We start from the raw sequence: 22,855 nt of genomic DNA, 5'->3' as shown, positions 1-22,855 counted from the left end.
CCCGCGTCCCCACCCGACAGCGTCACAACGGATTCCATGCGCGTCGACTATTCCAGCCCCTACCCGACCGCACTCCAGTGGCATCCCGAGCGGTTGACACCAACATAGGGACACCCCCCGGCCGAGGCTTCTCGCAGGTGGTCAGCCGTGCACGCTGGACAGATAGGCCAGCTGCGCTCGCAGGTTCTCAGCCGCGTCGTCGAGTTCGTCTACGGCGATGTGCGCAGTCGCGGCAGCTACGTTTGCCCCGGCCAGCTGACGGTAGAGGTCGTCGACCGCAGCGGATTGCGTTGCCAGCTGTTCGGTGGTGCGCAGATCCTCGGCAAGCCGGTGTACCCGGTCGAGGGCCTGCTCGATGAGGCGAAGGCAGACGCCTCGTTCGATGAGCGCAGCGCGACTGTGCGCGAATGCAACCTGCCGTCGTTCCCATTCCTGCTGCACATAGGACTCCGGTGCGGAGTGGGCGGGCACCTCCGGTGTCGTGCATCGAAGTTGCAGCAACTCGTAGGCTGTAGCGGCGAGAGCGTGCAACTCCATATGCAGGGCGACAACCGATCGATCTCCGTTGGCAACCGGGTGTTTCCAGGCCGGATGCACTGCAATCCGCTCGACGATCCCCTCCACCACGGTCAGCAACCGAGTTTCGTCGTTGTCGAGACTCGCCGGCCACTGCAACGCGGTTGCGGCCGACTCGACAACTCGCACCTCGTTGCCACTGAGGCCCAGCCCACGGCCTTGCCACCACCGCCGTCGCGGGAGCTGGGTGTAGTCGATTGACCCGGTGACACGGGCAATCTCATCAAGCCGTCGTTGGACCGACTGAGGGACCGAACTCCAGTCCACCGCAACAACGGTGCGGGGCAGTCGCTGCGGGTAACGCAGCTGCTTTTCGATCCACTCACGTGCTGCGGCGTACGCCGAATCTGCCACGCAAGACCTCCCATGCCAGCGTCGGTGCGGGTGTTAGGCGACGGAAAGCTCGGGTACGGAAGTGCTTTGCCGACGGATCGTGCGCACGATTTCGAGGTATCCCAGGCCGACATCGGCGAGTTTCCTCACCTGATCCCTAACACTCGCGCCGCTCAACCCCTCATCACCAAGGGTAGTGACAGCGAGAGTGAAAGCTCGGTCTTCTCGTGTCTGAGTCCGCAGGACCAGATCGGACGTTGGACGGAAGTCCTGCTGAGCGGTCTGATCGTTGATGTCGGTGTCATCCTCGACACGGACGAGAGCTTCGCGTCGGCGCTGTTCGTCGAGCTCACGCTGCCTTTCCATCTCAAGCCTGCGCTGGTTCTCCAGCTGTTGCGCCTGGAGTTGAGCGCGGTACTTATCCCAGCCGCCCTTGTTGACCCACCATCCGAACGTGCTGTCCCAGTCGGAGCGAGTCGTCGGCTTGTGCGGATCTGCGTACTTGTCGAAGAAGTCGGCCAGAACCTGCTCCTGGTCCATGCCCTTGGAGATCATGGCCTGGAGGTTCTGGGAGTTCGGCTGCCAGTTCCGCGGCAGCGGGACTGGCGTCGAACTCGTCTTCTCCTGGTCATCGACTTCTTTCGAGAGAAGAGAAGAGAGAGAGGTAAGAGAACACTCGTGGTCCGAATCCGCCACCGGGGTCGGGGTGGATTCGCCACCTACCTCGGTGGCGAAATCGGTGGGGTCGCACTCACCAGGTCCGAAAAATGGACCGGGTTCGGTGACTCGGACGAGTGAGTGGTCCACAACGAGGAAGTAGGCGTTCCTCTGCTCATGGGCGCCCACACGACGGATGAGGCCGGCGGTCTCCAGATCCTGCAACGCATAGATCAGTGTCTTCCGGTTGCAACCGGCGAGCTGAGCGACTTCTTTGTAGGAGACGGGTGCGGTGCACGCGGTCTCCTCGTCGGAGAGCTGAAGCAATGCAAGTGCAACCGATCGGGCACTGTGCTTGAACGTGGCCTCGCTCGCGCTGAGAGCGTGAAGCCATGCTGCGATTGGGGTCGCGAAACTCATCGAGGTTCCTCTCGTGTCGAGGAAGACCAGCGACACGCCTGTCCTCGAAGAACACCCCAACCGTGGCCCGGTGCCAATCGAGCCTGTAGCATTAGCCATGCGAGTTACGGCTATATGCCTGTTTGGTTGGGTTGTTCCTCCCAGATGGGTATGTAACTGATCTTCTGTTGAACCCCTCGGCTGCCAACCGGGGGGTTCAGCGCTTTCTGGGTCTAACTCGCTTTCTTGTTGCGGGCCTCCGTGACGTAGTCGCTCACGGCCTGCCTGATGAGCTTGGAGACAGTCAGCCCGGTTTCGTTGGACAGTGCCTCCAACTCGGCATCGAGCACGTCGGGGAACCGTACGGTCCGCCGCGGTGCAACCGGAGTGTCCGGCGTTAGCCGCCGGTTGGGTCTGATGTGTGAGACAGACTGTTGCTGCTTCTCTGCGGTCGCCATTTCACCCCTCCCCTTTCGCCCCCCGACTGATCCCTATCGTGCGCGGCCGAGACTAGCACTGTTGATCTTGCGTGTCCGACAATAACGGGGCGTGTCGGCGTGTCGAATCGGATGCGGCAACGACCTGACCATCGGTCGGCACCAGGACCTGGGAAAACGTGAGGGCGACGGCGGTATTGTACCGCCGTCGCCCCGTCGTAGGCTCGCTCTGGAACAGGGGTCAGGCGCGGGATGCTGCCCGCACCGGCTCGCTGGCCTCGGCGATCGGCAGCGGCGGAACCGCAAATCCTTCGGCCTCGGCTTCCTGCCGGAACTGCCTCCACCTCCTGCTGACGGTCGACTTGTCGATATCCAACCGCTCAGCAACGTCGATCTGCCGCAGTGTGGGGTCGGTGACCATCATCGAGGCGACGATCTTGACGGTTTCGTGGAAGTCCGTGTCGTTGATGAACTGGAGCAGCCCATCCTGGGTCTGCGTGTAGCCATGTTGCGTCGTCGCCGTGTCGATGTGTTCGTCGGTTGCAGGAGTTGCCCCTGGGGTGCTGAGGGTTGCAGCAGCACTGGTCAGGGGGACGTCTGACTCTTCGACAGGCAGCTGGGTCACGGCGAGGCCGTCGTTGCGGCTGTCGATGGAGGCGTGTTCGGCCTGCTCGGCGACAACGTGAGGGGAAGAGGGCTCGTCGTGTGGTGCAACGACGGACGTAGCAGTTGCCCGTGGCGTTGTAGCGAGAGTCGGGACTGCTGCCGGCTGCGGGACGCCTCGGGGCAGGTCGCTGCGTCGGAGCATCAGGACGAAGATGTGGAACAACGCCAACCACAGCACAGGGAAGATCGACTCGAACATTGCTGCGAGCCACGGGGCCTGCGGAATGTATCCGATGTCCTCCCCCGCTGCGATCCGTGCGAGGTTACGGTCGGCGGTCTGCCAAGCGTGCAACGCGTTGCCGCCGACGCTCAACAGAACCGTCACCACGGCCACAGTCGCGCACAGGCTGAGGGTGTGCCACCTTCGCCCCTGGAGGCGGAAGACTACGAAACAGGTGGTTGCAGCGGCTTGTCCGACGTCGATCGCAACCGGAGGCATCCAGGACCGTTCCGGCGCTGTGCCCATCTCGACGGCCAACGCTTGCAATGCATCGAACGAGAGGATGAACGACAGCGCTGCAACGAACAGCGTCATGGCGGCAACCACTGCAATCGTGAGTTTCATCTGGATCGTCATTGGCGCCTCGGGCTGCAACTGGGTTGCGGCCTGGGCTGTATCGTCGGACATGACCGGGATCTCCTATCTGTGGGTTCTGGTCAGGGCGTCCTGCGGAGCTGCAATTCCGTGCAGGGCGCCCGCTGCGTTTCGGGCGGCGGTGATCCGGTCGGTGAACCCCGGACGCAATCTCGCTGCGTTCGTGCTCGACAGCGAAAAAGCGCAGGTAGAACCCGATTCCGGGACGCAGCCCTTGCGCGGTCGTTGCGTCCGTTGCCTTCCCCTGTTGTGCAGGTAAGAGGCGACAGTTGCCGACGTTCTCGGCTGATCCTAACCGAGTTGCCGCCATGCCGTCGTCTCTGCAACGTTGCAACGTTGCAGACGCTAGCACTCGAAACATTTCAACGCTAGAACGCTGAAACGTTGTAATGGTAAAAATTCAAACCGTTGCAACGGCAAGCGATTCATCGGTCCCCGGGCAAGGCGAGGCGCAGGTCGATGCCGATGTGTTTTACAGTTGCAACGTTCTGCCATTGGAATGGCACGACGACAGTTACAACCGTCAGTTGCATGTTCTGTGGTTGTAATGGTTCGCGATTGCAATAGCTTCCCGTTGCAACAACTCGTGGCTACAACTGCCGGGGGTTGCAACCGCGAGCGTCTGTAAACGCCGGCGCTTACAACTGCTGGCAGGGCTTCCACGGGCTGGTGCGGTCGCCGCTATGTCGGGGTGTTGGTCGAGACGGCGTGGGGTTGCAACGCTCTGTCGATAAGCGATTCAAATGTTGTAAAGCTACAAATGCAGAACACGGAAAACCCCTGGCAGCAGTGCTACCAGGGGTTGGGGGTGTTCGAATCAGAGGCGGGTGCGGCCGATTTTTCCGGGGCGTCGGCCGGCTCGTGCGGCAAGTTCCTGAGCGACCTGCTCGGGCGTCATTTGGTCGGCGAGGCGAGCAAGCGCGAGGCGGACTACAGCGGCCCGGTTCGCGTCGATCTTGGGCTGACTTCGCCGTCCTGCTCGTTTGACGTCCTCTAGGAAGTCGTCGTTCTCCGCAGTCAGATAGACCGTGGCGGGCATGAGCGGATTCTCGTCAGGCGTGGCCTCGGAGGGAGTGGAGGCGGCACGCGACGTCTTGGCTGGAGTTTTCGGAGCCGACGATGGTGCTGGAGACGGAGGGGTCGTTGTGGGTGTGGCAGCCGGCTCGGGCGCAGCCGTAGGGGCGGGCTCTGCCGGTGCAGCTTCCGGGGTTGCGACCTGCGCCTCGCTCTTGGGAAACGTGACCGGCGTGGTGCGAGCCCGGTGCATGGGCGGAGGCACGTTCGGCCCCTTGTTGCCCTTGGTCTTTCGCTGGAGCGCGCCCAACCCGATGTCACTCATTGACGTACTCCTTCACGTAGTCGGCCACAGAATCTAGGGCGTCAGCGAAGGCTTGCAGCTTCTTCGCGGGCTTGTCCTCGGCGGTGATGGCGATGCGCTTAGTGCGGATGCCCACCAACGGCGCTTCCGGAACGAGAGGGCCGACCTGGACGGGAGTGCCGTCGATGATGCGGCCGAGACGGTTGACCAGGCCAGCGTGGGCGGTGCGAGGCACCATGTTGGGCACGAGCACGATCGGATAGTCCGCCATCTCGTTGACGAGCTGCTCGGTGGCGTCAAGTTCGGACACCTTCACCGGGCAGGGTGAGACCACGACATTGGCCACCGACAATGCTCCGAGGGTATGGGGCTTCGCATCGTTGTGTGTGTCGACGACGATCCAGTCGGTGTCCCATTCCTTGCCCCACTTGACCAGCGCCTCTGCCATCTGGTCCGCGGTGAAAGGATCCTCGAGGATCAGCGGGTCACCCGGCACCAGCCGAGGCTTCTTGTAGCCCTGCAACGGCTTCGGTGTCCGGCCTTTCAGCACTGAATCCACCAGGATCGACCGCACTCGGGTCTCCGGCCGGTAGCCCCACTTCACTGTGGCACTGCCGTAGTTGTACTCGAGGTCCACGAGGACTCCACCCAGCAGCCAGGCGAGTTCGTACGCGAGTGTCGTTTTGCCGACCCCACCCTTCCGGGCATGGGTGACCAGAATGTTCGTCACGCCTGCATCCTACTTTTTCAACGGTAGAACGATGTGAGGTCGGGCCGTTGTAGGTTTGTAACTTTGAAAATTGACGAGCTTAACACTGCTACTGCAACTGTCCAATAGTTAAATGTTGCAACATTTAGTGTTTGTAATGGCAAAACGTGGAAGAGCGTCGTCATGTGTGGAGACGCACGCGGCGTAGCAGGGGCTGTGTGCAGCCCCTGTGAGTGAACTGTCCCTCCTGTACTGTCTTCTGTTTGTCAGGGGGATGGGGGATCTTCATGCTGATGCACCGTCGTGCGTTAGGGCCGCGTATGCGGCGGCCTGGTGCGCACCCGCTCGTGCGCGGCGATTACTTGTTCGCGGGTGACGTGCTTTCCTCGACCGGCCGGGGAGCGGCGGTGGCAATCCGTCAGCGCTTCGGCTATGCGGGAGGCCACTTCCGGCTTCAATCGCGCTTGTCCGCGTTCGAGTTGGGCCAGCGTGCTAGTGGAGATGCCGGCGAGTTGGGCCAGTTGCGGCTGAGTCAGTCCTGCCATAACGCGGAGGTCTCCGAGGTATTGCTCGTCCTCAGGAATGGGCACCAGTTCGGCGACGGGAACTCCGAGGGCTTGGGCGACGCGGGCGAGGGTGTCGACGCTGGGGGAGGCGGTGCCGCGTTCCCAGTTGTAGACCGCAGCGGTGCTGACGTCGGCCAGTCGGGCAAGTTCTCCGGGGTTGAGGTTCCGGCGGGTGCGGACGGCTATCAGCGCCGATCGATCGAATCCTCGCAGGACGCGGCGGGTCATACCCGCCCTTCGGCGCTGGTGCTCATAGCCGACCACTGTGCAATACCTCTCGAATGCTGTCACAACATAGAGTGATGAAATTGTGCTATAAAGTGCTACCATAGAATAGAAAACGGAGGAGTTGGAGGTCTTGCTTTGAGAGATGACTTCACGCGCTGGAGTGCGAGTGCGCTACGCGGAAGAAGTGGCCGGCACACAAGAGGGATCGGAGGGTGTTCTCGCCGCTGAGTACCGGCAGTCGCTTCTGATCGTGGCTGCCCCCGGACACATGTCAGTGATTGGCGTCGTGTCATGTGCCCGGGAGTCTCAACCCACCCACATAACGGACCCACGTTCGGGCGCGCTGTGAGCGCTCGGGCACCCGCTTGCGTATTCAAGGAGGTCCCGATGTCTGTGTCGGGCACGGAAGATTCGCCGTTACACCAGGCTACCGGGGGTTCTGGGCGTGGTCGCGGTTTTCGGCGATTGCACCGGACTGCCGCGGCGTCCCTTTCGGCGGCGGTCATCGCGGCGGCTGGCCTCGGCACCGCCCCGGCCTATGCCCAGTCGAGCACGGGCGATGAACCCGGCTGGCTCGGTGAGCTGGTCTCGGACTGCCCGGATCTGTACGTGCTCGGAATGCAGGGCACTACCGAGACCTCGCCCGATGCGCCGGTGAAGGTCGATACCGGAATGCTGGCGAACATCATGGGGCCGCTGCTCGATCAGGCCCGTGAGCTGGGCGCGAGCGTGGACCGGGCGTATGTGCCGTATCCCGGTTCGTTCGGTGGCCTGACGCCCGGCGGCACCGAGTCGTATGTCGAGTCGGTGACCGCGGGGGAGGAGAACCTGTCCCGGGCGGCACAGAAGGTGCTCTCGCAGTGCCCCTCGGCCAAGCTCGCCGTGGTCGGCTTCTCCCAGGGCGCTCACGCGGCGTCGAATTTCCTGCGGTCGGTCGGCAAGGGCAGCGGGGTCGTTCCGGCCCGCTCGGTCGCAGCCGGTGCCTTGTTCGGCGCTCCGACCCGCAGCCCCGGATCGGGACTGTTTCCCGGGACCTCGCAGACAGCCCCGTCACCGGTTCCCGGTACCAGGGGTGAGGCGGTCAAGGCGCTGTCGTCGGTGTCGTTCACCGCCCCCGAGGGGGGTGGCATCGGGCCGGTGGCCGATCTGACCAGCAGCTACGGCAGCCTGTCGGGACGGGTGTCGTCCTGGTGCCAGGGCGGGGATCTGGCCTGTGATGCCCCGGCGAACGCCCCGGTCGTGCGGGCGGTGGTCAACGTCGCCGGTCAGGTCGAGGTCGGCGGGGATCCGTTCGTCGCGATCTCCACGGTCGGACGGGCACTGGCATCGACAGCGTTCAAGACCGCCGTCGATGTGGTCAACCAGGACATTCAGGCGCCGAAGAATGCGCTGTCGGCGATCTCGGTCCAGCCGAAGAAGACCATCTCGCAGCGTCTGGCCGAGGCGTCCGATCCTCGGGCGACGCCGCCGACGGGGCAGGAAGTCACGGCAGCGTTGATGAAGGTCGGGTTGATCGGCATCAATGCGGCGGTCACGGTCGTCAAGAAGGTGCTGACCCCGGAGACGATCGCAGCGGTCGCGGCGGCCGGGTTGGCCAATCCGGCCGCGGCCTTCGCTGTGCTCGCGGCCAAGACGGTCAGTGTGCTGCCCGAGCTGGTCCCGCCGGCGACCTCGCAGCGGTTGGTGCGGCAGGCATTCCAGGTCGTGCAGAACGAGGTCAAGGCCAACCGGGATGCGTTCGACCTGGTGGCGATGACGACGGTGCGCAATGTCGCCGCCGAACATGGCTCTTACGGGTCGGTCCCGGCCACGGCCAGCGGGCAGGCTCCGACCCGGTTCGCTGCGTCCTGGCTCGCGGCCGCCGCAGCCGATATCCGGGCTGCGGCAGACCCCGCCGTCTCCACGTCCACCTCGGTGACCTCGACGTCCACGTCCACGTCCACCTCGGTGACCTCGACGTCCACGTCCACGTCCACCTCGGTGACCTCGACGTCCACGTCCACGTCCCCGTCGACGACGCCGCCCACCACCTCGGCACCGGCGGTGAGCACCACGACTGTGGTCGACGCGGGACCGACGGTGCTCGATCAAGGCGGCATCTCGGCCGCCGAACTCAATTGATTCACGTGATTCACGCCTCGACACAGAAGAAAGAGAAGCGAGTATGAGCAAGCATCGCAGGGCATCGCGCATCGCCAAGGCGAGTGTCGTGCCCGCCACCGCCGCCGCGATCGTGGCAGCGGGCACCGGCCTGGCCTCGGCCGATCCGGTGGAACTTCCCTCGCAGGGTGGGGTCACCACCCCGGCACCGTCCACTCAGGGCGGTACTACCAGCGCGCCCGAGCCTCCGGCCAAGCAGATCTACTGGACCCCGCCGCCGACGCAGCAACGCGAGTATGCGCCGCTGCCGGACTACAACTACGACACCAACCGCTACGAGCGGCAGTCCACTCCGGCGCCGATCAACCCGCTGGAGCTGCGTGCCCCGCAGCCGGTCGAGCCGGAACCGATCTACATCGCTCCGCCCGAGAAGATCATGGTCGGGGACATCCACTTCAACCAGCCGAACTGGGTCACCGACGATGACCGGGAGCGCACCAACAACACCGCCGGTCTGATCCGGTCGGATGTGGCGACGTTCTACAAGTCGGTCGGTATCGAAGCCAGCCGCGCCGATCGGGTAGCAACCGCTCAGATCACGGCAACCGCCGTCGGCGCGACTGCGGTCGGCACGGCGTGCGCCGTCGGTGGTGGCGCACTCGGCGGAACGATTGGTGGCCTTGCCGGTGCCGGGATGGCCGGCATGGTTCCGTTGCCGCCTCCGCTGCCCCAGATCACCACCGGTGTCGCCGGTACCGCCCTCGGTACCGCTGTCGGCGCGACGCTGGCCGGTGTGCCCTGCGCCGTCGGTGGTGGGCTGGTGGGTTTGGCTGCCGGGACCGCTTTCGGTGCCGGTGACGACGAAGGTCAGCCCATCGAGGTGGAACTGCCGGACGTAGGGGAGGACGTGCTCACCGAGCAGGCCGACTCCACGGTCGAGCAGTGGCAGTCCTCCGGCCCGGTCGGACAGGCCGCCGCCGACGCCGTCCGCAATGTCGTGCAGACCGCCCCGCAGGTCGATTCGCAGGTCCGTGAGTGGGTCAAGGTCCAGCCCGGTGGTGAAGGCGTGATCGCCGGTGTGGACAACGCACTGGATACCTTCTTCGGCGGTTCGGCCGGCACTGCCGCCGAGATGATCTCCACCGCGATCGGCGACGGCATCGTGCCGGCCTGACCTGCTCGACCAGCTTTCGGTGGGGGCGGGCACGCCCCGCCCCCACCACCCGACGACGGAGGACACTTTGTCGACCGACAATCGAGGAACACTCTTCCCGGATGTAACCGAGCACTACGGGCCGCAACCGACTCCCACCGAAGACACCGACACCGGATCGGTGCACTTCCCGATCCCGGACGAGACGATCGCCGACGCGGCGCTCGCCTCCTCGGACCTCGAACCGGTCGCTGCCGAGACCACCTGGGAATCCGACGACGATGCGGTCATCCAGACCGACCTGGAGCCGATCGGCACTGCTGAGACCCCCGTCGCCGACACTGCACCGGCCCCGCACCCTGACCACGACACCGGCGACGACCCGTATGCCACCGCCCCGGACTGGGTGCGCGCCCACATTCCGCGAGGACCGCTGGTGATCTCGCAGCGCAGCCGTGGGGGACTCAAGTCCGCGATCGGCCGTGCCCGTCCTCCCCGGCCGACTCCGGCCCCCGAGCCGGCCGAGGCCCCCGCCGTGCCGGTCACCGACACCGCTGCCGCTGCTCCGGCGAAGCGGGACGGCGATCGGTCCCGCACCTGGATGCTCGTCGGCGGCGGTGTCGCTGTGCTGGCAGTGGTCTCCGCTGCGGTGGTGACCACGATGACCGGCAGCACCGACGAACCACAGGCGCCGCTGCTGCCGTCCTCTTCGGTGGTGGCCTCGCCCTCGACCACCCCCACCACGACCGAGGCGGTGGCAGCCCCGGCGTGGTGCGCCCCGGTCACCGAGCCGGATCGGATCGTCGGCAACGGCCCCGGCGGACGCGAATCCGGTCCGGCGGTGATCCAGGCGTTCGAGCACGCCTACTACGTCCAGCGCGACGGCAAGGCAGTCGCAGAGCTGATGGTCCTGCCCGGCAACGATATTCAGAGCTTCATCGACGCTGTTCCGGCCGGGACCGAGCACTGCGTGACCGTGCTGCCGACCGAGGACCCCAACCGCTGGTCGGTCGATGTGCTGCTGAAGTTCCCGCCCGTGGGAGACGAAGGCATCCACAAGCAGTGGATCACCACCATGCCCGCCGACGGCGGCGTGAAGATCGCGAACGTGGAGAACCGATGAACAACGTTGTTGCATTGCGTCGCAGCCCGAAAATCGATCAGCCCGAACACCTCTCGGCCATCGTGGTGGCCGGATCCGGGGGAGCGGCCGCGACCACGACCTGCTTCGGCCTGGCCACTGCCCTGCGCCTCGGTGCCGATGTGCAGGTCGCGGCGATCGACGGCACCACCGACGGCGGGAACCTGCTCGCCCGTGTCGGGGTCGAACCGATCGATTCTGCGCGGGCGGTCCGCCAGCTCGGCTCGCGGATGGCTGTCAGTAGTGCCGGGGCGGTGGTCGTCGGTCACGGCGAAGCCACCGACTCGGCCCTGGTGGACAGCCTGCTCGCCGACCGCAGCCTCGCCCGCATCCACGATGTCGGAACGGCGTTGCGCGCACGCCGTGTGGCTCCGTTGATCGAGGCCGGGGCTGCGATCGTCGTCGCGGTGCCGCCCCGTGCCGAACCGCTGGCCCGGATGCGCGGCGCCCTCGACTGGCTGGTGCGCACCTACGGACGCGACGTGCTCTCCCACACGGTGGTGGCGATCTCACACCAGCTCCCGCAGAGCGTGGTCGATCTGACCCCGATCCGCGATGCACTGTCCCCGCTGGTCGCCGGGTTCGTCGAAGTGCCCTTCGATGCGAGCCTGGCTCGCCCCGGCACCGTCGACCATCGCCGCCTGTCGGTCGAGTCGATCGATGCCTGGACCGATGTGCTCGACGCTTTCGGCCGCATCGAGGCCGGCCACCAGGACAACGACACCGCTGATCGGGTCGGGACGGGGGAGCTGGCATGACCGCCAGAGAACGCACCAGTGTCGACGCTCGTATCGAGCCGTACCCGGTTCCGGCTCCCGGCCCGGCGCTCTGGCTGCTCGGCGCACACGGCGGATCCGGCGTCTCCACCCTGGCCCAATACTGGAGCTTCGCCGACGACGCGAAGCACCAGTGGCCGTGTGGCACCGACCGTGCGGTCGAATCGCCGTATGTCGTGGTCGTCTGCCGCGAAACCATCCAGGGTCTGTCCAGTGCCCACGATCTGATCCTCGAACACCGCACCCGCGATCTGGCCTGCGAGTTGCTCGGGCTGGTCACCGTGGCCAACGCGGCCGGTCCGCTGCCGAAGGATGTGCGCCAACTGCGTTCGATCGTTACCGGCGCAGTGCAGGCGCACTGGTCGATCGGCTGGCACCGCTTCCTGGCCTCGGCCGCCCGGTCGAGCCTTCCCACCTGGCGTGCCCTCGACGGCGTGCCAGTCCAGACCAAGGGGGCGGTCATCGACGTTCCCGAGGACGTGATCGCTGCCGGGGTCGGCATCGTCACGGCAATCCAATCGAGTCTGCCGACCTTGTGGTCGGTGCAGTAATCACACGGAGGACAAATCATGCTCCAGACGGTTGTAGATACCGCGTATCTCGCGCAGGGTGCCGTCAATTTCGACATCAACCCGGAAGTGCCTCCGGGCGCGAACGGCCTGCTCAAGCTGCTGAACTGGCTGCTGTGGGGCGTCACGCTCGCGTGCGTTGCGGCCCTGATCTTCTCGGGCGGCAAGTTCGCGTGGGAGAAGTGGCAGCACGGCTCGGGGGACTCGCCGAAGATGCTCGTCGGCTCGCTTGTCGGTGCGATCGTGGCGATCTCGGCGAACCAGATCCTTTCCGCCGTCACCAGCGCGGCATAGGCCGGCGAGCGATGCAGGTGTTCGCACAGGGCGTGGTCACTCCTCCTCAGGAGGTGCTGACTGACATTCAGACACTCCTGGGATACGCGGCCGGAATCGTCTTTCTCCTGTGCGTGGCCAAAGTGATCTTCGTCGGCGGACGCCTGGCCTGGGACCACAAGCACGGTGCCGGCATCGAATCCCCCACCGCCGCAGAGTTCGTCGCCGCGAATATCGGCGCGATCCTCGCAGGCGGGGTGTCGATCACCATCGCCACGATCCTGCTGACCACCGGCCAGGGACCTCAAGCTACAGGGCCCTACCACGAGGGAAATCTCGTCGAACAGATCGAGCAGATGCAACAGCACCAGCAGCAACCCGACAGCGAGGAGACCGAAGAATGATGCGTCGATGGGCACGAGCAGCCGTGGTCGCGGTCGCCCTGATTGCTGTGAGCTGCGGGGGGTCAGAAACGACCGAGACCACGGCGTCGATCACCGATCCGCCGCAGATCAACCGGTGGGTCACCGTTGGCGGGATCGAGGTGCCGATCGGCACCACCGACGGCCCCCGAGGCGGTGAATGGGAACCCTTCGCCGGATTCAGCCATACCCCGCAGGGAGCGGCGTTGGCGGCGATCACCCAGTCCGTGCAGCTGTCCACCGCCTCCGATCGCAACTGGCCGACGATCCTGGCCGGCGTGGCCGCACCCGGCGAAGGCCGCGACCTGTACGCCGCCCACCGCGGGCTCGTGGAGATTTCGGGAACCGACCCCGAGATGGTGCCGACCATCGTCGGCTACACCATCGCCGATTACAGCGACACCGCCGCCACCGTCGATGTCGTGCAGCGATTCTCCGATGACTCGCTCGCATCCTCGACCACCGAGGTGGTGTGGACCGACAGCGACTGGCGACTGCACCTCCCCAGCGACGACACCGCCACCATCACCGCTCTCGACGCAGTGCCGTCGGAACTGGTCAACCTCGAGGAGACCCGCAAGTGACCGAGCAGAACACCACCGGCCACACCGAGAACCCCGACAACGCTGTCGAGGCCGAGAAGGAGCGCTCGACATCGGCAACGAAACTCACCATCGGACTGGCAGGTCTGACGGTCATCCTCGTCGTCGGCCTTGTGTTCAGTCTCGTGTTGGTCTTCCGTGGGGACGACGAACCGTTGGTCTCCCTCGATCCGACCACCGACAACGAGTCCGCAAGCCAGCTCGAAGACCTCCAGTTCGAGCCGGATCCGGTGTTCGACAGGCACAACCGGGTCATCTACGTACCGCTCGACCCGAAAGGGTCGATCCTCTCCGCAACACCGGCAGCCGCGAATCGGGCCGCGGACCAGGCGCCCAGCGGTGTGATGCTCCAGCGCATCCACGGCAACATGGACCTTCCGTTCTCGACCTCCGATGGCCCCACCGGATTCACCGACAACGGTGTTGCCACCGGATTTTCACGCACGGCGCAAGGGGCGGCACTCGCAGCGGCGCACTACCTCGGTTATGCGTACGCGGGCGGGAACCGATTGGAAATGGCGACCGAAGCCGGCGTGGTGTCGGAGCCGAATGGGGAGTTCTCGCAGCTGAAGATTGCCGATGACACGCCGGCCTCGGTGATGCCGTTGGTCAATGTGCTGTTCAACCCCGACCTGACCTTGGTGAAGTTCGGATACACGGCGGAGATGAAGGACGGGTCCACGAAGATCGCGGTCTCGAAACTGCCGATGGTCTGGCGTGAGGGCACCGGCTGGGTCCTTCAAGCCGATTCGACCGCCCTGGGCGTCGAGTACGAGCCGGTCTCCGCGGATGGATGGCAGCAATGGTGGTGAACCGCAGCGTACTTGCGGGCCTTCTTCGACTGCTCACCGCCGTCGGCCTCGTCGTGATCGTCGGAATCGGTTCGGCGGGGACAGCATCGGCGCAGGACATGGACTCGGTGGAGGATCCGTCCAGCTCCAGTCTCGACGGCACCGGCACCGGCACCGGAGGCGACGACGAGGACAGCGGCTTCGATGTCCTCGATGTGCCGGCGGACATCCTCGGCGCGACCACCTGTCTTCCTACCGGGGCGATGGCCAATCTGATAGGTGGCTGGGTTGCCGAAGACATGCTCGGCGTAGAGATTCCCGGATGCAGCGATACCGTCAGCGACGTCGTCGGTGCGGGCGCGGGCATGGTCAACGACAAGATCGAAGACTTCGCCCAGGGCGCCGTGGAGAAGGCCGCTCTGTATTTCGGTCATGCCGGTGTCTTCGTGTTGAAGTTCGCCCTCGGCTGGTGGGCGACGCTCGACACCGTGGACGCTTCGGTGTTCCAGAACACCGTCGCGCAAATCAACGATTACACCTTCTATATCCAAGTCGCGGCCCTGGGATTGTCACTGATCCTGCTCGGAGGCCGGCTGGCGCTGGCCCGTTCCGGCATGATCCGCGACACCTCGGAAGAGGGCCTACGGCAAATGGCGCGAGCGACCGTGATCGCAGGAGCCGTCACTGGCCTGATCGTGATTTGCACCCGGCTCGGCGACAACCTCGCCAGTTGGTTCATGAACGGCGCGGTCGGCAGCGATCCGTCCCGTCTCGCCGAAGCGATGGTGACGATCCAGTTGTACTCGGGACCGGCCGGTGTCGGTCTGTTGTTCGTCATCGGCATCATCGGCATTCTCGGCGGTCTGGTGATGGCGTTCTTGATGCTGCTGCGCACCGGCATTCTCGTGCTCATGGCAGCGGCGCTGCCGATCGCCGGTGCGGCCGGAGGCACGAAGGTCGGCAGCCAGGCATACGACAAGATGCTGGCCTGGACGATCGCGTTCCTGCTGGTCAAACCGGCCGGAGCGTTCGTGATTGGAGTCTCGGCGATCCTGTTCCTCAATGCCACCCCGACGGTCACCGACCCGGAGAGCGGGGACGGGCTCATGGCGTTGAGCGGGGTGATCCTGCTCAGCGCCACAGCACTGGTGCTGCCCGCCCTGATGCGGCTGATCGTCCCGAACATCGGCGCACTCGGAGGCGGCGGCAGCGGCCTCGCTGCTGCCGCAGGTTTGGTCGGTCTGCTCGGTGGGGGCGCGAAAGCCGCCGGGATGGTCGCCACCGGAGGTGCCAGCGGCGCGGCATCCGGAGCGGGATTCGCTGCGTCGAAGACGAAGGGTGACGACGAGCCACCCGGCGGCGGTGCGGGCGCACAGCCCACCGGCGCACCCGCTGGGTGGGGTACGGCAGGTGGCAACCCCGAAGGTAATCAGCAAGGAACTCCGCAGGGCAGCGGCATGGCTCCCCAAGGCAACGGCGCGGGCACTCCCGGCAGCACTGCTTCGAGTGGTTCCGGCGGTTCCGGCGCGGGCGGGTCCGCTAACACCGGCTCCGATGCGCCTGTGGCGACGGGGGCCGGCCACCAGTTCAACCGAGGGGGCTTCGAACAGTGAGCAACGAGCCGACATTCAACACCTACGGCAACTGGCGCCGACCCCGCAGCACCGGCCTGCTCGGAGCCACCTTCGGCACCTCGATCGCCGGGATCGCCGCCGCAGCCGTCGTCATCATCGCGGGCCTGTTCCTCGGCATGACGGTCGCATTGCTGCTGGCCATCCCCGTGATCGTCTGCTTCATCCCCCTGGTCATCTCCCGTGACGGCCGCTCCGGCTACGAAAGGGCACTGATGCGATTCCAGTTCTGGCGCGGCCGCCGCCGCGGTGAGCACGCCTACGCCTCGGGCACGTTCTCCCGCGTTCCCGGGCGGGCCTACCGTCTTCCCGGCGTGCTCGGTGACACCGAGCTCTACGAAGGCATCGACTCCGACGGGCGCACCTTCGGCATGATCCACATGCCCAGCCGCAATGCCTACACTGTCGTCTTCGACGCCTATCCCCAAGGCGCCGAAGCCGTCGACCAGGACGTGATCGACCACTATGTCGGCAACTGGGCACAGTTTTTGTCCGGGGCCGGTGAGACCTCGGACATCCTCGCGGTGGTCACCACCGTCGAGACGCTGCCCGAGACCGGCATCGAGCTGTACGAAACGGTGCACCAGAACACCCGCGCCGATGCCCCGCAGCTGGCCCGCGATGCGGCCTACCAGCTCGCCACCGGCTTGACCTCCGGCGGTATCCGCCTCGCAGCAAGGATCGCGATCACCTTCGAAGCCAAGACCACCGAACGCAAACAGGACCCTTCCGAGCAGGCTGTCGAACTCGGCCGGCGTCTGCCCGGTCTGACGGCGTCGGCAGCCCGCTCCGGTGTGCCGTGCTCGCCGATGGATGCCGACGAAATCATGGCGTTCGTGCGCCGCTCCTACGACCCGGCCTCGCTCGTCGATGTCGAAGCCGGCGTGTACTCCGGCGAGGGTACCGGGCTGACCTGGGAGGACTGCGGTCCCCGTACTGCCCTGGAAAGCGCCGACGGCGGCAAATACGTCCACGACGGTGCGGTGTCGGTGACCTGGGAGATGCGCGAAGCCCCCAAGGGCGCGGTGACCGAACGGGTGCTGCAGCGCCTGTTGGCCCCGAACGAGGCGGTGCCGCTCAAGCGGGTCTCGGTGATCTACCGCCCGCATTCGGCCGGGGAAGCCACCGACATCGCCGACAGCGACTACCGCAACGCGATGGCCGAAGCGCACGGTGGGTCGCTCAAGAACGGATCGATCGGTTCGGCGAAGTCGCAGATCGAGCTGGCGGCCACGGCTCAGGCCCGCATGGAACAGGCCCGCGGTGCCGGGATGGTGCGCTTCGGCGTGCTGGTGACCGTGACCGAACCGGCCGGAAGCTCCGATGTGCCGAAGATCGACGCCCTGGTCGAGGACCTCTCGCGGCAGAGCAGGTTGACGATCCGCCGCTCGTGGTGCTGGCAGGCCGCAGCGTTCGCGGCCTCCCTCGGTGTCGGAGTCATCGCCCCCGACCACACCACCATTCCCAGCTTCCTCAGCAACTGACACACAAAGGGCACATCCATGAGTGAACGCAACGCCACGAGATCATCGCGGCTGCTCACAGCGGAGAAGATCGCCAAGACTCTGCTGTCGGACGACGAGCTGTCCCGTCTCGAAGAGCAGGCCGCCACCGCAACCGGGCTCAAGAAAGCATGGAAGAAAAGCCTGGTCACTCGCCAGTACAGTCGCCGGGCGACGGTCGAGCGGTTGACCCGGATCAACTCCGACGGCTTCGACCGCCCGCTCGCCGATCTCGACGCCCGCGGATTCGACGGGGTCGGTGGAGGCCGGATGTCCACGGTGATGCCGCCGGTCGAATACCGGGGCACCTCGGTCCAGGTCGCTGGAATCTACCCGTGGATCGTCGGCGCGAAGGCCCCGCTGCTGGGCACCCCGCTGGGTCGGCATCTGACCACCGGCGCGGCCGTCGGCTTCGATCCGCTCTACGCCTGGAAGATGAAGGCGATCACCGCCCCGTCCTGCTTCATCTGCGCCCTCAACGGCTTCGGCAAGTCGACGCTGCTGCGCCGGATCGCCCTCGGCGACATTGCGCGAGGCACATTGGTGCTCGTGCCCGGTGACGTCAAGCCGGACCTGCGGGTGCTCACCGAGCAGGTCGGCGGGCAGGTCAGCGAGGTCGGCTACGGCACCGGCGCGATCAACCCGCTCGATCGCGGCCCGATCGGCGATGCGATCGAGCAGTTGCCCGCAGGTTCGCTCGAACGGGATAAGGCCGAGTTCGCGCTGCACGCTCGCCAGCTCAACATGATCTGCGCGCTGCTCGAGATCGTCCGCCGTGGCCCGCTGAAGGACTTCGAGGAAACCCTGCTCGCCTCGGCGATCCGGTTGCTCTACGCCCCGGGCTCACGGTTCGACAACGACCATGCAGCCCGCCTCGAGGACCTGCTGACGCTGATCTCGACCGGTCCCGAGGAACTGATGGACGACGCGGTGGCCGACACCGACGACGAATACCGCGGTCAGATCAAGCCGCTGCTGCGCTCGCTGCGCGCGCTGGTCAAAGGCCGGTTCGGGGAGACCTTCAACCGGCACAGCACGGTTCGGATCGATATCACCAAGCCGATGGTGGACCTGGACATGTCCTCGGTGCCGCCCGGCGATGAGTTGATGCGCGCTGCGGTGCTGCTGGCCGGGTGGAACGAAGCGTTCGCGGCGGTGGAGGCGGCGCACATCCTGGCCGACAACAAGGTGCCCGGTGCCAAGGCTCTGGCGGCGCACATCATCTTGGACGAGGTCTGGCAGGTGATCCAGACCGGCAGCTCGGCGGTGGCCCGGTTGGATGCGGTGCAGCGGTTGCAGCGGTCGATGGGTGTGGCGATGACGATGGTCACGCACTCGCTCGCGGACTTCGAGAAGGTCGGGGCGCTGGGCATGATCGAGCGCTCCCGCGCCCGGATCGTCGGCCCGGTCCCCGAGGCCGAACTCGACCGGCTCGGCCGGTTCATGAAGTTTTCCCGCGCTGAGCGGGCGATGGTGACCGGCTGGGCCAACGACAGCACCTCCTCGGTGGAGGAGAAGAAGGCACTGCGCCAAGCACGCCGCAAGGTCACCGGAGACGGCGATGGCACCGTCTCGGCGGGCAGTAAGCGCACCGCCGCCGGTGTCGGACATTTCCTGCTCAAGCTCGGTGAAGGCGCAACACCGGGCACCCCGTTCAAGGTGTGGGTGCCCCAGGCCGAAAAGGATTCCGGGATTCACGACACCGATGCCCGTCTGCGGGCCGCCGATGAGGACCGAGCCACGGGGCGTGCAGCGTGAGCCGGCGGGAGCGTCGCGGCCGTCGCCGGTACACCCTGGTCGATGATCTCACCCGTGAGGCTGCGGTCGAGACGGTCCTTCAGCGCATGAAGGCCGGGGTCAGCTTCACCGCCGCTACGCGAGCGGCCGCTGCGCAGCTCGACGTCGCGGAGACGACGGTGCGGGGCTGGGTCAACCGCTCCGGCCGGCGCCCTCGCCGCACCCCGCAGGAAGTCGCCGCGTTGGAAGCGGAGCTGGCACTGGCACAGGAGCTGAACCGGGCGCTGGCACGCAAGCACGGCATCGCCGCCGAGGATCTGAGCCTGCGGTGAACGGCAAGGGGGGTACCGGCCTGATCGCGCTGATCCTGGCGCTCACACTCATTCCGTTCTTCCTGCTCCTCGTCCTCGTGATGGGGATCCAGGACGAACAAGACCGTCAGGCCGGCACGAGCTGCCTCGGACCCGGCTCCGGCCTCGGATCCGGCGACAAGCTCGCACCGACGGGCTCGTTCATCAAGCCGGTCGATCCCTCCACCGTCACCTTCACTTCCGGATTCGGCCAGCGCTGGGGCACCGAGCATCAGGGCATCGACCTGGCCGGGGCCATCGGCACTCCGATCTACGCCTCGGCCGACGGGGTGGTGCGCAATGCCGGCCCCGCCAGCGGGTTCGGGCAGTGGGTGGTGCTCGATCATGTGATCGACGGTCAGCTCGTGTCCACCGTGTACGGGCACATCGACACTTACACCGTCGCCGTCGGCGAGCAGGTCCGCGCCGGTCAGCAGATCGCCACCCTGGGCAATCGCGGTCAATCGACCGGCCCGCACCTGCACTGGGAAGTCTGGCCCGGCGGCTGGGGAGCCTCGGCGGTGGACCCGCTGCCGTATTACGAATCCGCCCCCGCACCCGGGGACACGTCGGCCGGGCCGACCACGCCAATACCGTCCGCCCCACCCCAGGGGGACTTGGCGCAGCCGTTGCCGCCCTCGGTCGGCTCCGAGCAGGGCCTACAGGTCGATGCGAAGAAACTCGCCCGCGCCCTGCACCTGCGCTTCGGCGACCGCATTTCGAGCATCGGTGGGTGGCGCGCCGACGGCGGCTACGCCAGCGACCACACCGAAGGCCGAGCCGTCGATGCGATGATCGCGAACTACCGCTCCGGTGACGGAGTGAGTCTCGGGGACGAGATCACCGATTACGTGCTGGCCAATGCGGATGTCTTGGGCGTCGAGTACGTGATCTGGCGACAGACCTACTACCCCGTGGGCGGCGCCCCGAGTCTGATGGAAGACCGCGGCAGCGAGACCGAAAACCACGTCGACCACGTGCACGTGTCTGTCCGGGGACAGGGCACCGACGAGACCCTGGTGTCGTGGGGATCGCTGCCCGGAGGCAGCGGCAACGCCACGTCGTCGGCGGCAGACTGCCTCATTTCCGGGGAAGGGGTGGGCGACTACCTAGCCGACGGCACCGTGCCGGACGAGTTCGCGGCGTGGATCGAGCGGGCCGGGTCGATCTGCCCGCAGATCAAACCGTCGCTGCTTGCCGCCCAGCTCGCCGCCGAGAACGGCTTCCGCCACGGAGACTCCGCACCGGTGTCGGTGACCGGGGCGATGGGACCGGCGCAGTTCATGCCGGGCACCTGGGCGAGCTACGGCCAGGACTACGACGGCGACGGCCGGGTCGATGTGAACAGCATCGGCGATGCCGTCATGGCCCAGGGCCACTACATGTGCACCATCGCCGCCACCATCGACGGCTGGATCGACGACGGCACGGTCTCCGCCCCGAACGGGCGCACCGAGCTGTATCTGGCCGGCTACAACGCAGGCGAAGGCGCCGTCCTGAACTCCGGCGGTTTCCCCACCGGGCACACCGACTACGTGGTCCAGACCCGCCCCTACGCCGACAAGATCATCGCCGCCGAACCGCAGTACCGGGCGATGAGCAACCAGTGAAAGAAGGCAAGCCCGTGAGGATCACACGAGTCACCGTCGCGGCGGTGTGCACCGCGGTCACCGTCGCATCGGCCGGCTGCGGCAGCGACACCGCCGAGGAGCACCATGTCCATGAGGGCAGCGACGACCACCAGGTGATCGAACCGCTCTCACCCCAGCAGATCGACGCCGACGACACTGCGATCACCGCGATGCAGATGATCCTGTCCTGGCAGCCCGCGATCGACGAGAGCAAGACCGACGCCCTGATCCGAGCCACGCCGTATCTCGGTGGGGACCTGCTCGCCGTCACCGAATCCGGCAGTCGTGCCGACGTCCGGCCCGATGCGGACTGGCAGCAGTGGGCGGCGGCGAAAGACGCGGTGACGGCGGTCTGCGCTCATTCGGATACCACCCCGGCGGCCCCGGCCGGGATGCGCACCGTGGTCATCGACGTGATCTGCACCCAGACGGTGCTGCACGCCAGCGGGCGCAGCACCCGCCTGACCCCGCAGCTGTGGCGCACCACCACCGTCCGCACCGATGACGGGTGGCGACTGACCGACTACCGATTCCAGCAGTAGAAGGGGCACACAAACGATGGCACGCACCAGACGCGACCGGCCCCGCACCTCCTCGGGCGCTGACGAGGTGTTCCTCAAGGCGTTCCCCGCCCTGTTGGTGGCGGCCTATCTGCCGACGATTGCCTACAACATCGGTGGGGGAGCAGACCCCACCTGGAATCCGATCGGCCTGATCTTTGCCCTGGGGTTCGGGGCGACGAGCTGGCCGACCGGAGCGACGATCCTCCTGGTCGTCGAACTGGTTCTGCTCGCCGCTCTCGCCGGGGCCGGATGGTGGGCGCTGCGCCGATTCGGGATCATCGACACGGTCCGGGGCAAGCAGTTCGAAAAACGCATCGACGCCCTCGCCAAGACCATGGTCGATCCGCGGGAGGTCGACGAGGCCGACCCGAAGTACCTCGCCGCCTCCACCGACCGGCTCGCCCCCGCCATCTCGCAGACCCATCCCGGCTATCTCGGTATCCCTCTCGGACACACCGTGGTCGGGGATCGCACGCTGCGCATGACCTGGGAATTCGTGGCGATCGCCTTCGCCGGCGCCCGCATGGGCAAGTCCGCCTCGTTCGCTATCCCCGCGATCTGCCACGCTCCCGGGGCGGCGCTGGTGGCCTCGAACCGCGGCGATGTGTACTCGCACACCGTCGGCATCCGCCGCGAAACGGGGCGGGTGTGGGTGTTCGATCTGCAAGGGGTGAGCACCGGTAACCGACAAGAACGTGCGAGCTTCTGGTTCGACCCGCTGCGCACCGTCACCGACCTGCCTTCTGCTGCGGCGGTGTGCGGCTACTTCATCTCCGCCGCCACCGACGCAGGCGCCCGCGTCGATGCCTACTTCGACGGCAACGCCCGCGACCTGTTCGCCTCCTACATGCTCGCCGCAGCCCTGGCCGGCGGCGACATCCGGCACGTAGTCGAGTGGCTGACCAACACCCAATCGCAGATTCCTCCCACAGTCCTTGAACAGAACGGCTACCCGGATCTCGCCCGCACGATGCGCGGCAAGCAGGCCGTCAACGCCAAACAACGCGACGGCTTCTACGACATGGCCCGCCGCTTCCTCGCTCCGCTCGACGAGCCTCGATATGCCGAAGCGGTCCTGCCGAACCGGCGGGTGGTGATCGGCACCGACCAGTCCGGCAGGGTCACCATCA

Annotated in this window: 23 protein-coding genes; 17 read left to right on the top strand and 6 right to left on the bottom strand. The window is 66.2% G+C overall.

The features are described 5' to 3' along the window. Nucleotides 1-141 precede the first annotated feature (141 nt). The 4 genes from K3M35_RS24070 to K3M35_RS24055 form a co-directional block, all read right to left on the bottom strand. Nucleotides 142-930, bottom strand: a complete 789-nt coding sequence (locus K3M35_RS24070) for a hypothetical protein (RefSeq protein WP_157127036.1) — start codon at nucleotides 928-930, stop codon at nucleotides 142-144. A 33-nt stretch (nucleotides 931-963) separates the two neighbouring features. Beyond that, complete coding sequence (locus K3M35_RS24065) at nucleotides 964-1,986, bottom strand: helix-turn-helix domain-containing protein (RefSeq protein WP_220667106.1); 1,023 nt, start codon at nucleotides 1,984-1,986, stop codon at nucleotides 964-966. Between the two features lie 212 nt (nucleotides 1,987-2,198). Further along, nucleotides 2,199-2,423: a ribbon-helix-helix domain-containing protein gene (locus K3M35_RS26430; RefSeq protein WP_259444415.1), complete on the bottom strand. Its 225-nt coding sequence runs from the start codon at nucleotides 2,421-2,423 to the stop codon at nucleotides 2,199-2,201. Nucleotides 2,424-2,643: 220 nt separating this feature from the next. Next, entirely contained in the window at nucleotides 2,644-3,696 is a 1,053-nt protein-coding gene (locus tag K3M35_RS24055) for a DUF2637 domain-containing protein (RefSeq protein ID WP_019288870.1), read from the bottom strand. A gap of 727 nt (nucleotides 3,697-4,423) precedes the next feature. Here K3M35_RS24055 and K3M35_RS24050 point away from each other — a divergent pair. Continuing rightward, nucleotides 4,424-4,660, top strand: a complete 237-nt coding sequence (locus K3M35_RS24050; RefSeq protein ID WP_019288871.1) for a hypothetical protein — start codon at nucleotides 4,424-4,426, stop codon at nucleotides 4,658-4,660. A gap of 334 nt (nucleotides 4,661-4,994) precedes the next feature. Here the strand turns inward: K3M35_RS24050 and K3M35_RS24045 are convergent, their stop codons facing one another. Both K3M35_RS24045 and K3M35_RS24040 read right to left on the bottom strand, forming a co-directional pair. Then, nucleotides 4,995-5,711: a ParA family protein gene (locus tag K3M35_RS24045; RefSeq protein ID WP_019288872.1), complete on the bottom strand. Its 717-nt coding sequence runs from the start codon at nucleotides 5,709-5,711 to the stop codon at nucleotides 4,995-4,997. Nucleotides 5,712-5,998: 287 nt separating this feature from the next. Further along, complete coding sequence (locus tag K3M35_RS24040; protein WP_033098690.1) at nucleotides 5,999-6,484, bottom strand: helix-turn-helix transcriptional regulator; 486 nt, start codon at nucleotides 6,482-6,484, stop codon at nucleotides 5,999-6,001. A gap of 291 nt (nucleotides 6,485-6,775) precedes the next feature. On the opposite strand from K3M35_RS24040, the gene K3M35_RS24035 reads away from it, so the two are divergent. From K3M35_RS24035 to K3M35_RS23960, 16 genes are all read left to right on the top strand, one after another. Beyond that, nucleotides 6,776-8,605 (top strand): cutinase family protein, encoded by a 1,830-nt coding sequence (locus tag K3M35_RS24035; protein WP_374107781.1) that lies wholly within the window; start codon nucleotides 6,776-6,778, stop codon nucleotides 8,603-8,605. 43 nt (nucleotides 8,606-8,648) lie between these two features. Next, nucleotides 8,649-9,758 (top strand): insoluble domain protein, encoded by a 1,110-nt coding sequence (locus K3M35_RS24030; RefSeq protein WP_198162609.1) that lies wholly within the window; start codon nucleotides 8,649-8,651, stop codon nucleotides 9,756-9,758. 67 nt (nucleotides 9,759-9,825) lie between these two features. Next, nucleotides 9,826-10,860 carry a hypothetical protein gene (locus K3M35_RS24025; protein WP_220667103.1) on the top strand — a complete coding sequence of 345 codons (1,035 nt, stop codon included), beginning with the start codon at nucleotides 9,826-9,828 and terminating at the stop codon, nucleotides 10,858-10,860. Then, entirely contained in the window at nucleotides 10,857-11,636 is a 780-nt protein-coding gene (locus K3M35_RS24020) for a hypothetical protein (protein WP_220667102.1), read from the top strand. Before K3M35_RS24025 ends, K3M35_RS24020 begins: the two co-directional genes overlap by 4 nt. Continuing rightward, nucleotides 11,633-12,205 (top strand): hypothetical protein, encoded by a 573-nt coding sequence (locus tag K3M35_RS24015; RefSeq protein ID WP_220667101.1) that lies wholly within the window; start codon nucleotides 11,633-11,635, stop codon nucleotides 12,203-12,205. Before K3M35_RS24020 ends, K3M35_RS24015 begins: the two co-directional genes overlap by 4 nt. 18 nt (nucleotides 12,206-12,223) lie before the next feature. Next, on the top strand, nucleotides 12,224-12,517 hold the full coding sequence (locus K3M35_RS24010) for a hypothetical protein (RefSeq protein ID WP_006553223.1): 294 nt from the start codon (nucleotides 12,224-12,226) through the stop codon (nucleotides 12,515-12,517). Between the two features lie 53 nt (nucleotides 12,518-12,570). Beyond that, complete coding sequence (locus K3M35_RS24005; protein ID WP_254584490.1) at nucleotides 12,571-12,900, top strand: hypothetical protein; 330 nt, start codon at nucleotides 12,571-12,573, stop codon at nucleotides 12,898-12,900. Beyond that, entirely contained in the window at nucleotides 12,897-13,502 is a 606-nt protein-coding gene (locus K3M35_RS24000; RefSeq protein WP_220667099.1) for a hypothetical protein, read from the top strand. The genes K3M35_RS24005 and K3M35_RS24000 overlap by 4 nt, the downstream gene beginning before the upstream one ends. After that, nucleotides 13,499-14,332 carry a hypothetical protein gene (locus K3M35_RS23995; RefSeq protein WP_220667098.1) on the top strand — a complete coding sequence of 278 codons (834 nt, stop codon included), beginning with the start codon at nucleotides 13,499-13,501 and terminating at the stop codon, nucleotides 14,330-14,332. The genes K3M35_RS24000 and K3M35_RS23995 overlap by 4 nt, the downstream gene beginning before the upstream one ends. After that, the gene (locus K3M35_RS23990; RefSeq protein WP_308257115.1) at nucleotides 14,314-15,924 is read left to right on the top strand and encodes a hypothetical protein; all 1,611 of its coding nucleotides are present in this window, start codon (nucleotides 14,314-14,316) and stop codon (nucleotides 15,922-15,924) included. Before K3M35_RS23995 ends, K3M35_RS23990 begins: the two co-directional genes overlap by 19 nt. Next, nucleotides 15,921-17,426: an SCO6880 family protein gene (locus K3M35_RS23985; protein ID WP_220667097.1), complete on the top strand. Its 1,506-nt coding sequence runs from the start codon at nucleotides 15,921-15,923 to the stop codon at nucleotides 17,424-17,426. Before K3M35_RS23990 ends, K3M35_RS23985 begins: the two co-directional genes overlap by 4 nt. A gap of 18 nt (nucleotides 17,427-17,444) precedes the next feature. Further along, nucleotides 17,445-19,202 (top strand): ATP-binding protein, encoded by a 1,758-nt coding sequence (locus K3M35_RS23980; protein ID WP_220667096.1) that lies wholly within the window; start codon nucleotides 17,445-17,447, stop codon nucleotides 19,200-19,202. Next, nucleotides 19,199-19,513, top strand: coding sequence for a hypothetical protein (locus tag K3M35_RS23975; RefSeq protein ID WP_220667095.1), 315 nt, complete (start codon nucleotides 19,199-19,201; stop codon nucleotides 19,511-19,513). The genes K3M35_RS23980 and K3M35_RS23975 overlap by 4 nt, the downstream gene beginning before the upstream one ends. Continuing rightward, nucleotides 19,510-21,141, top strand: a complete 1,632-nt coding sequence (locus K3M35_RS23970) for a M23 family metallopeptidase (protein ID WP_220667094.1) — start codon at nucleotides 19,510-19,512, stop codon at nucleotides 21,139-21,141. The genes K3M35_RS23975 and K3M35_RS23970 overlap by 4 nt, the downstream gene beginning before the upstream one ends. 14 nt (nucleotides 21,142-21,155) lie before the next feature. Next, nucleotides 21,156-21,704, top strand: a complete 549-nt coding sequence (locus tag K3M35_RS23965) for a hypothetical protein (protein WP_220667093.1) — start codon at nucleotides 21,156-21,158, stop codon at nucleotides 21,702-21,704. 16 nt (nucleotides 21,705-21,720) lie between these two features. Further along, on the top strand, nucleotides 21,721-22,855 hold a 1,135-nt coding region (locus K3M35_RS23960; RefSeq protein WP_220667092.1), incomplete at its 3' end, for a type IV secretory system conjugative DNA transfer family protein.

Source organism: Rhodococcus sp. DMU2021 (assembly GCF_019641445.1).
GTDB classification, from domain to species: Bacteria; Actinomycetota; Actinomycetes; order Mycobacteriales; family Mycobacteriaceae; genus Rhodococcus; species Rhodococcus pyridinivorans.
The sequence above is the reverse complement of the archived record's forward strand: the minus strand, read 5'-3'. Positions and strand labels throughout refer to the sequence as shown.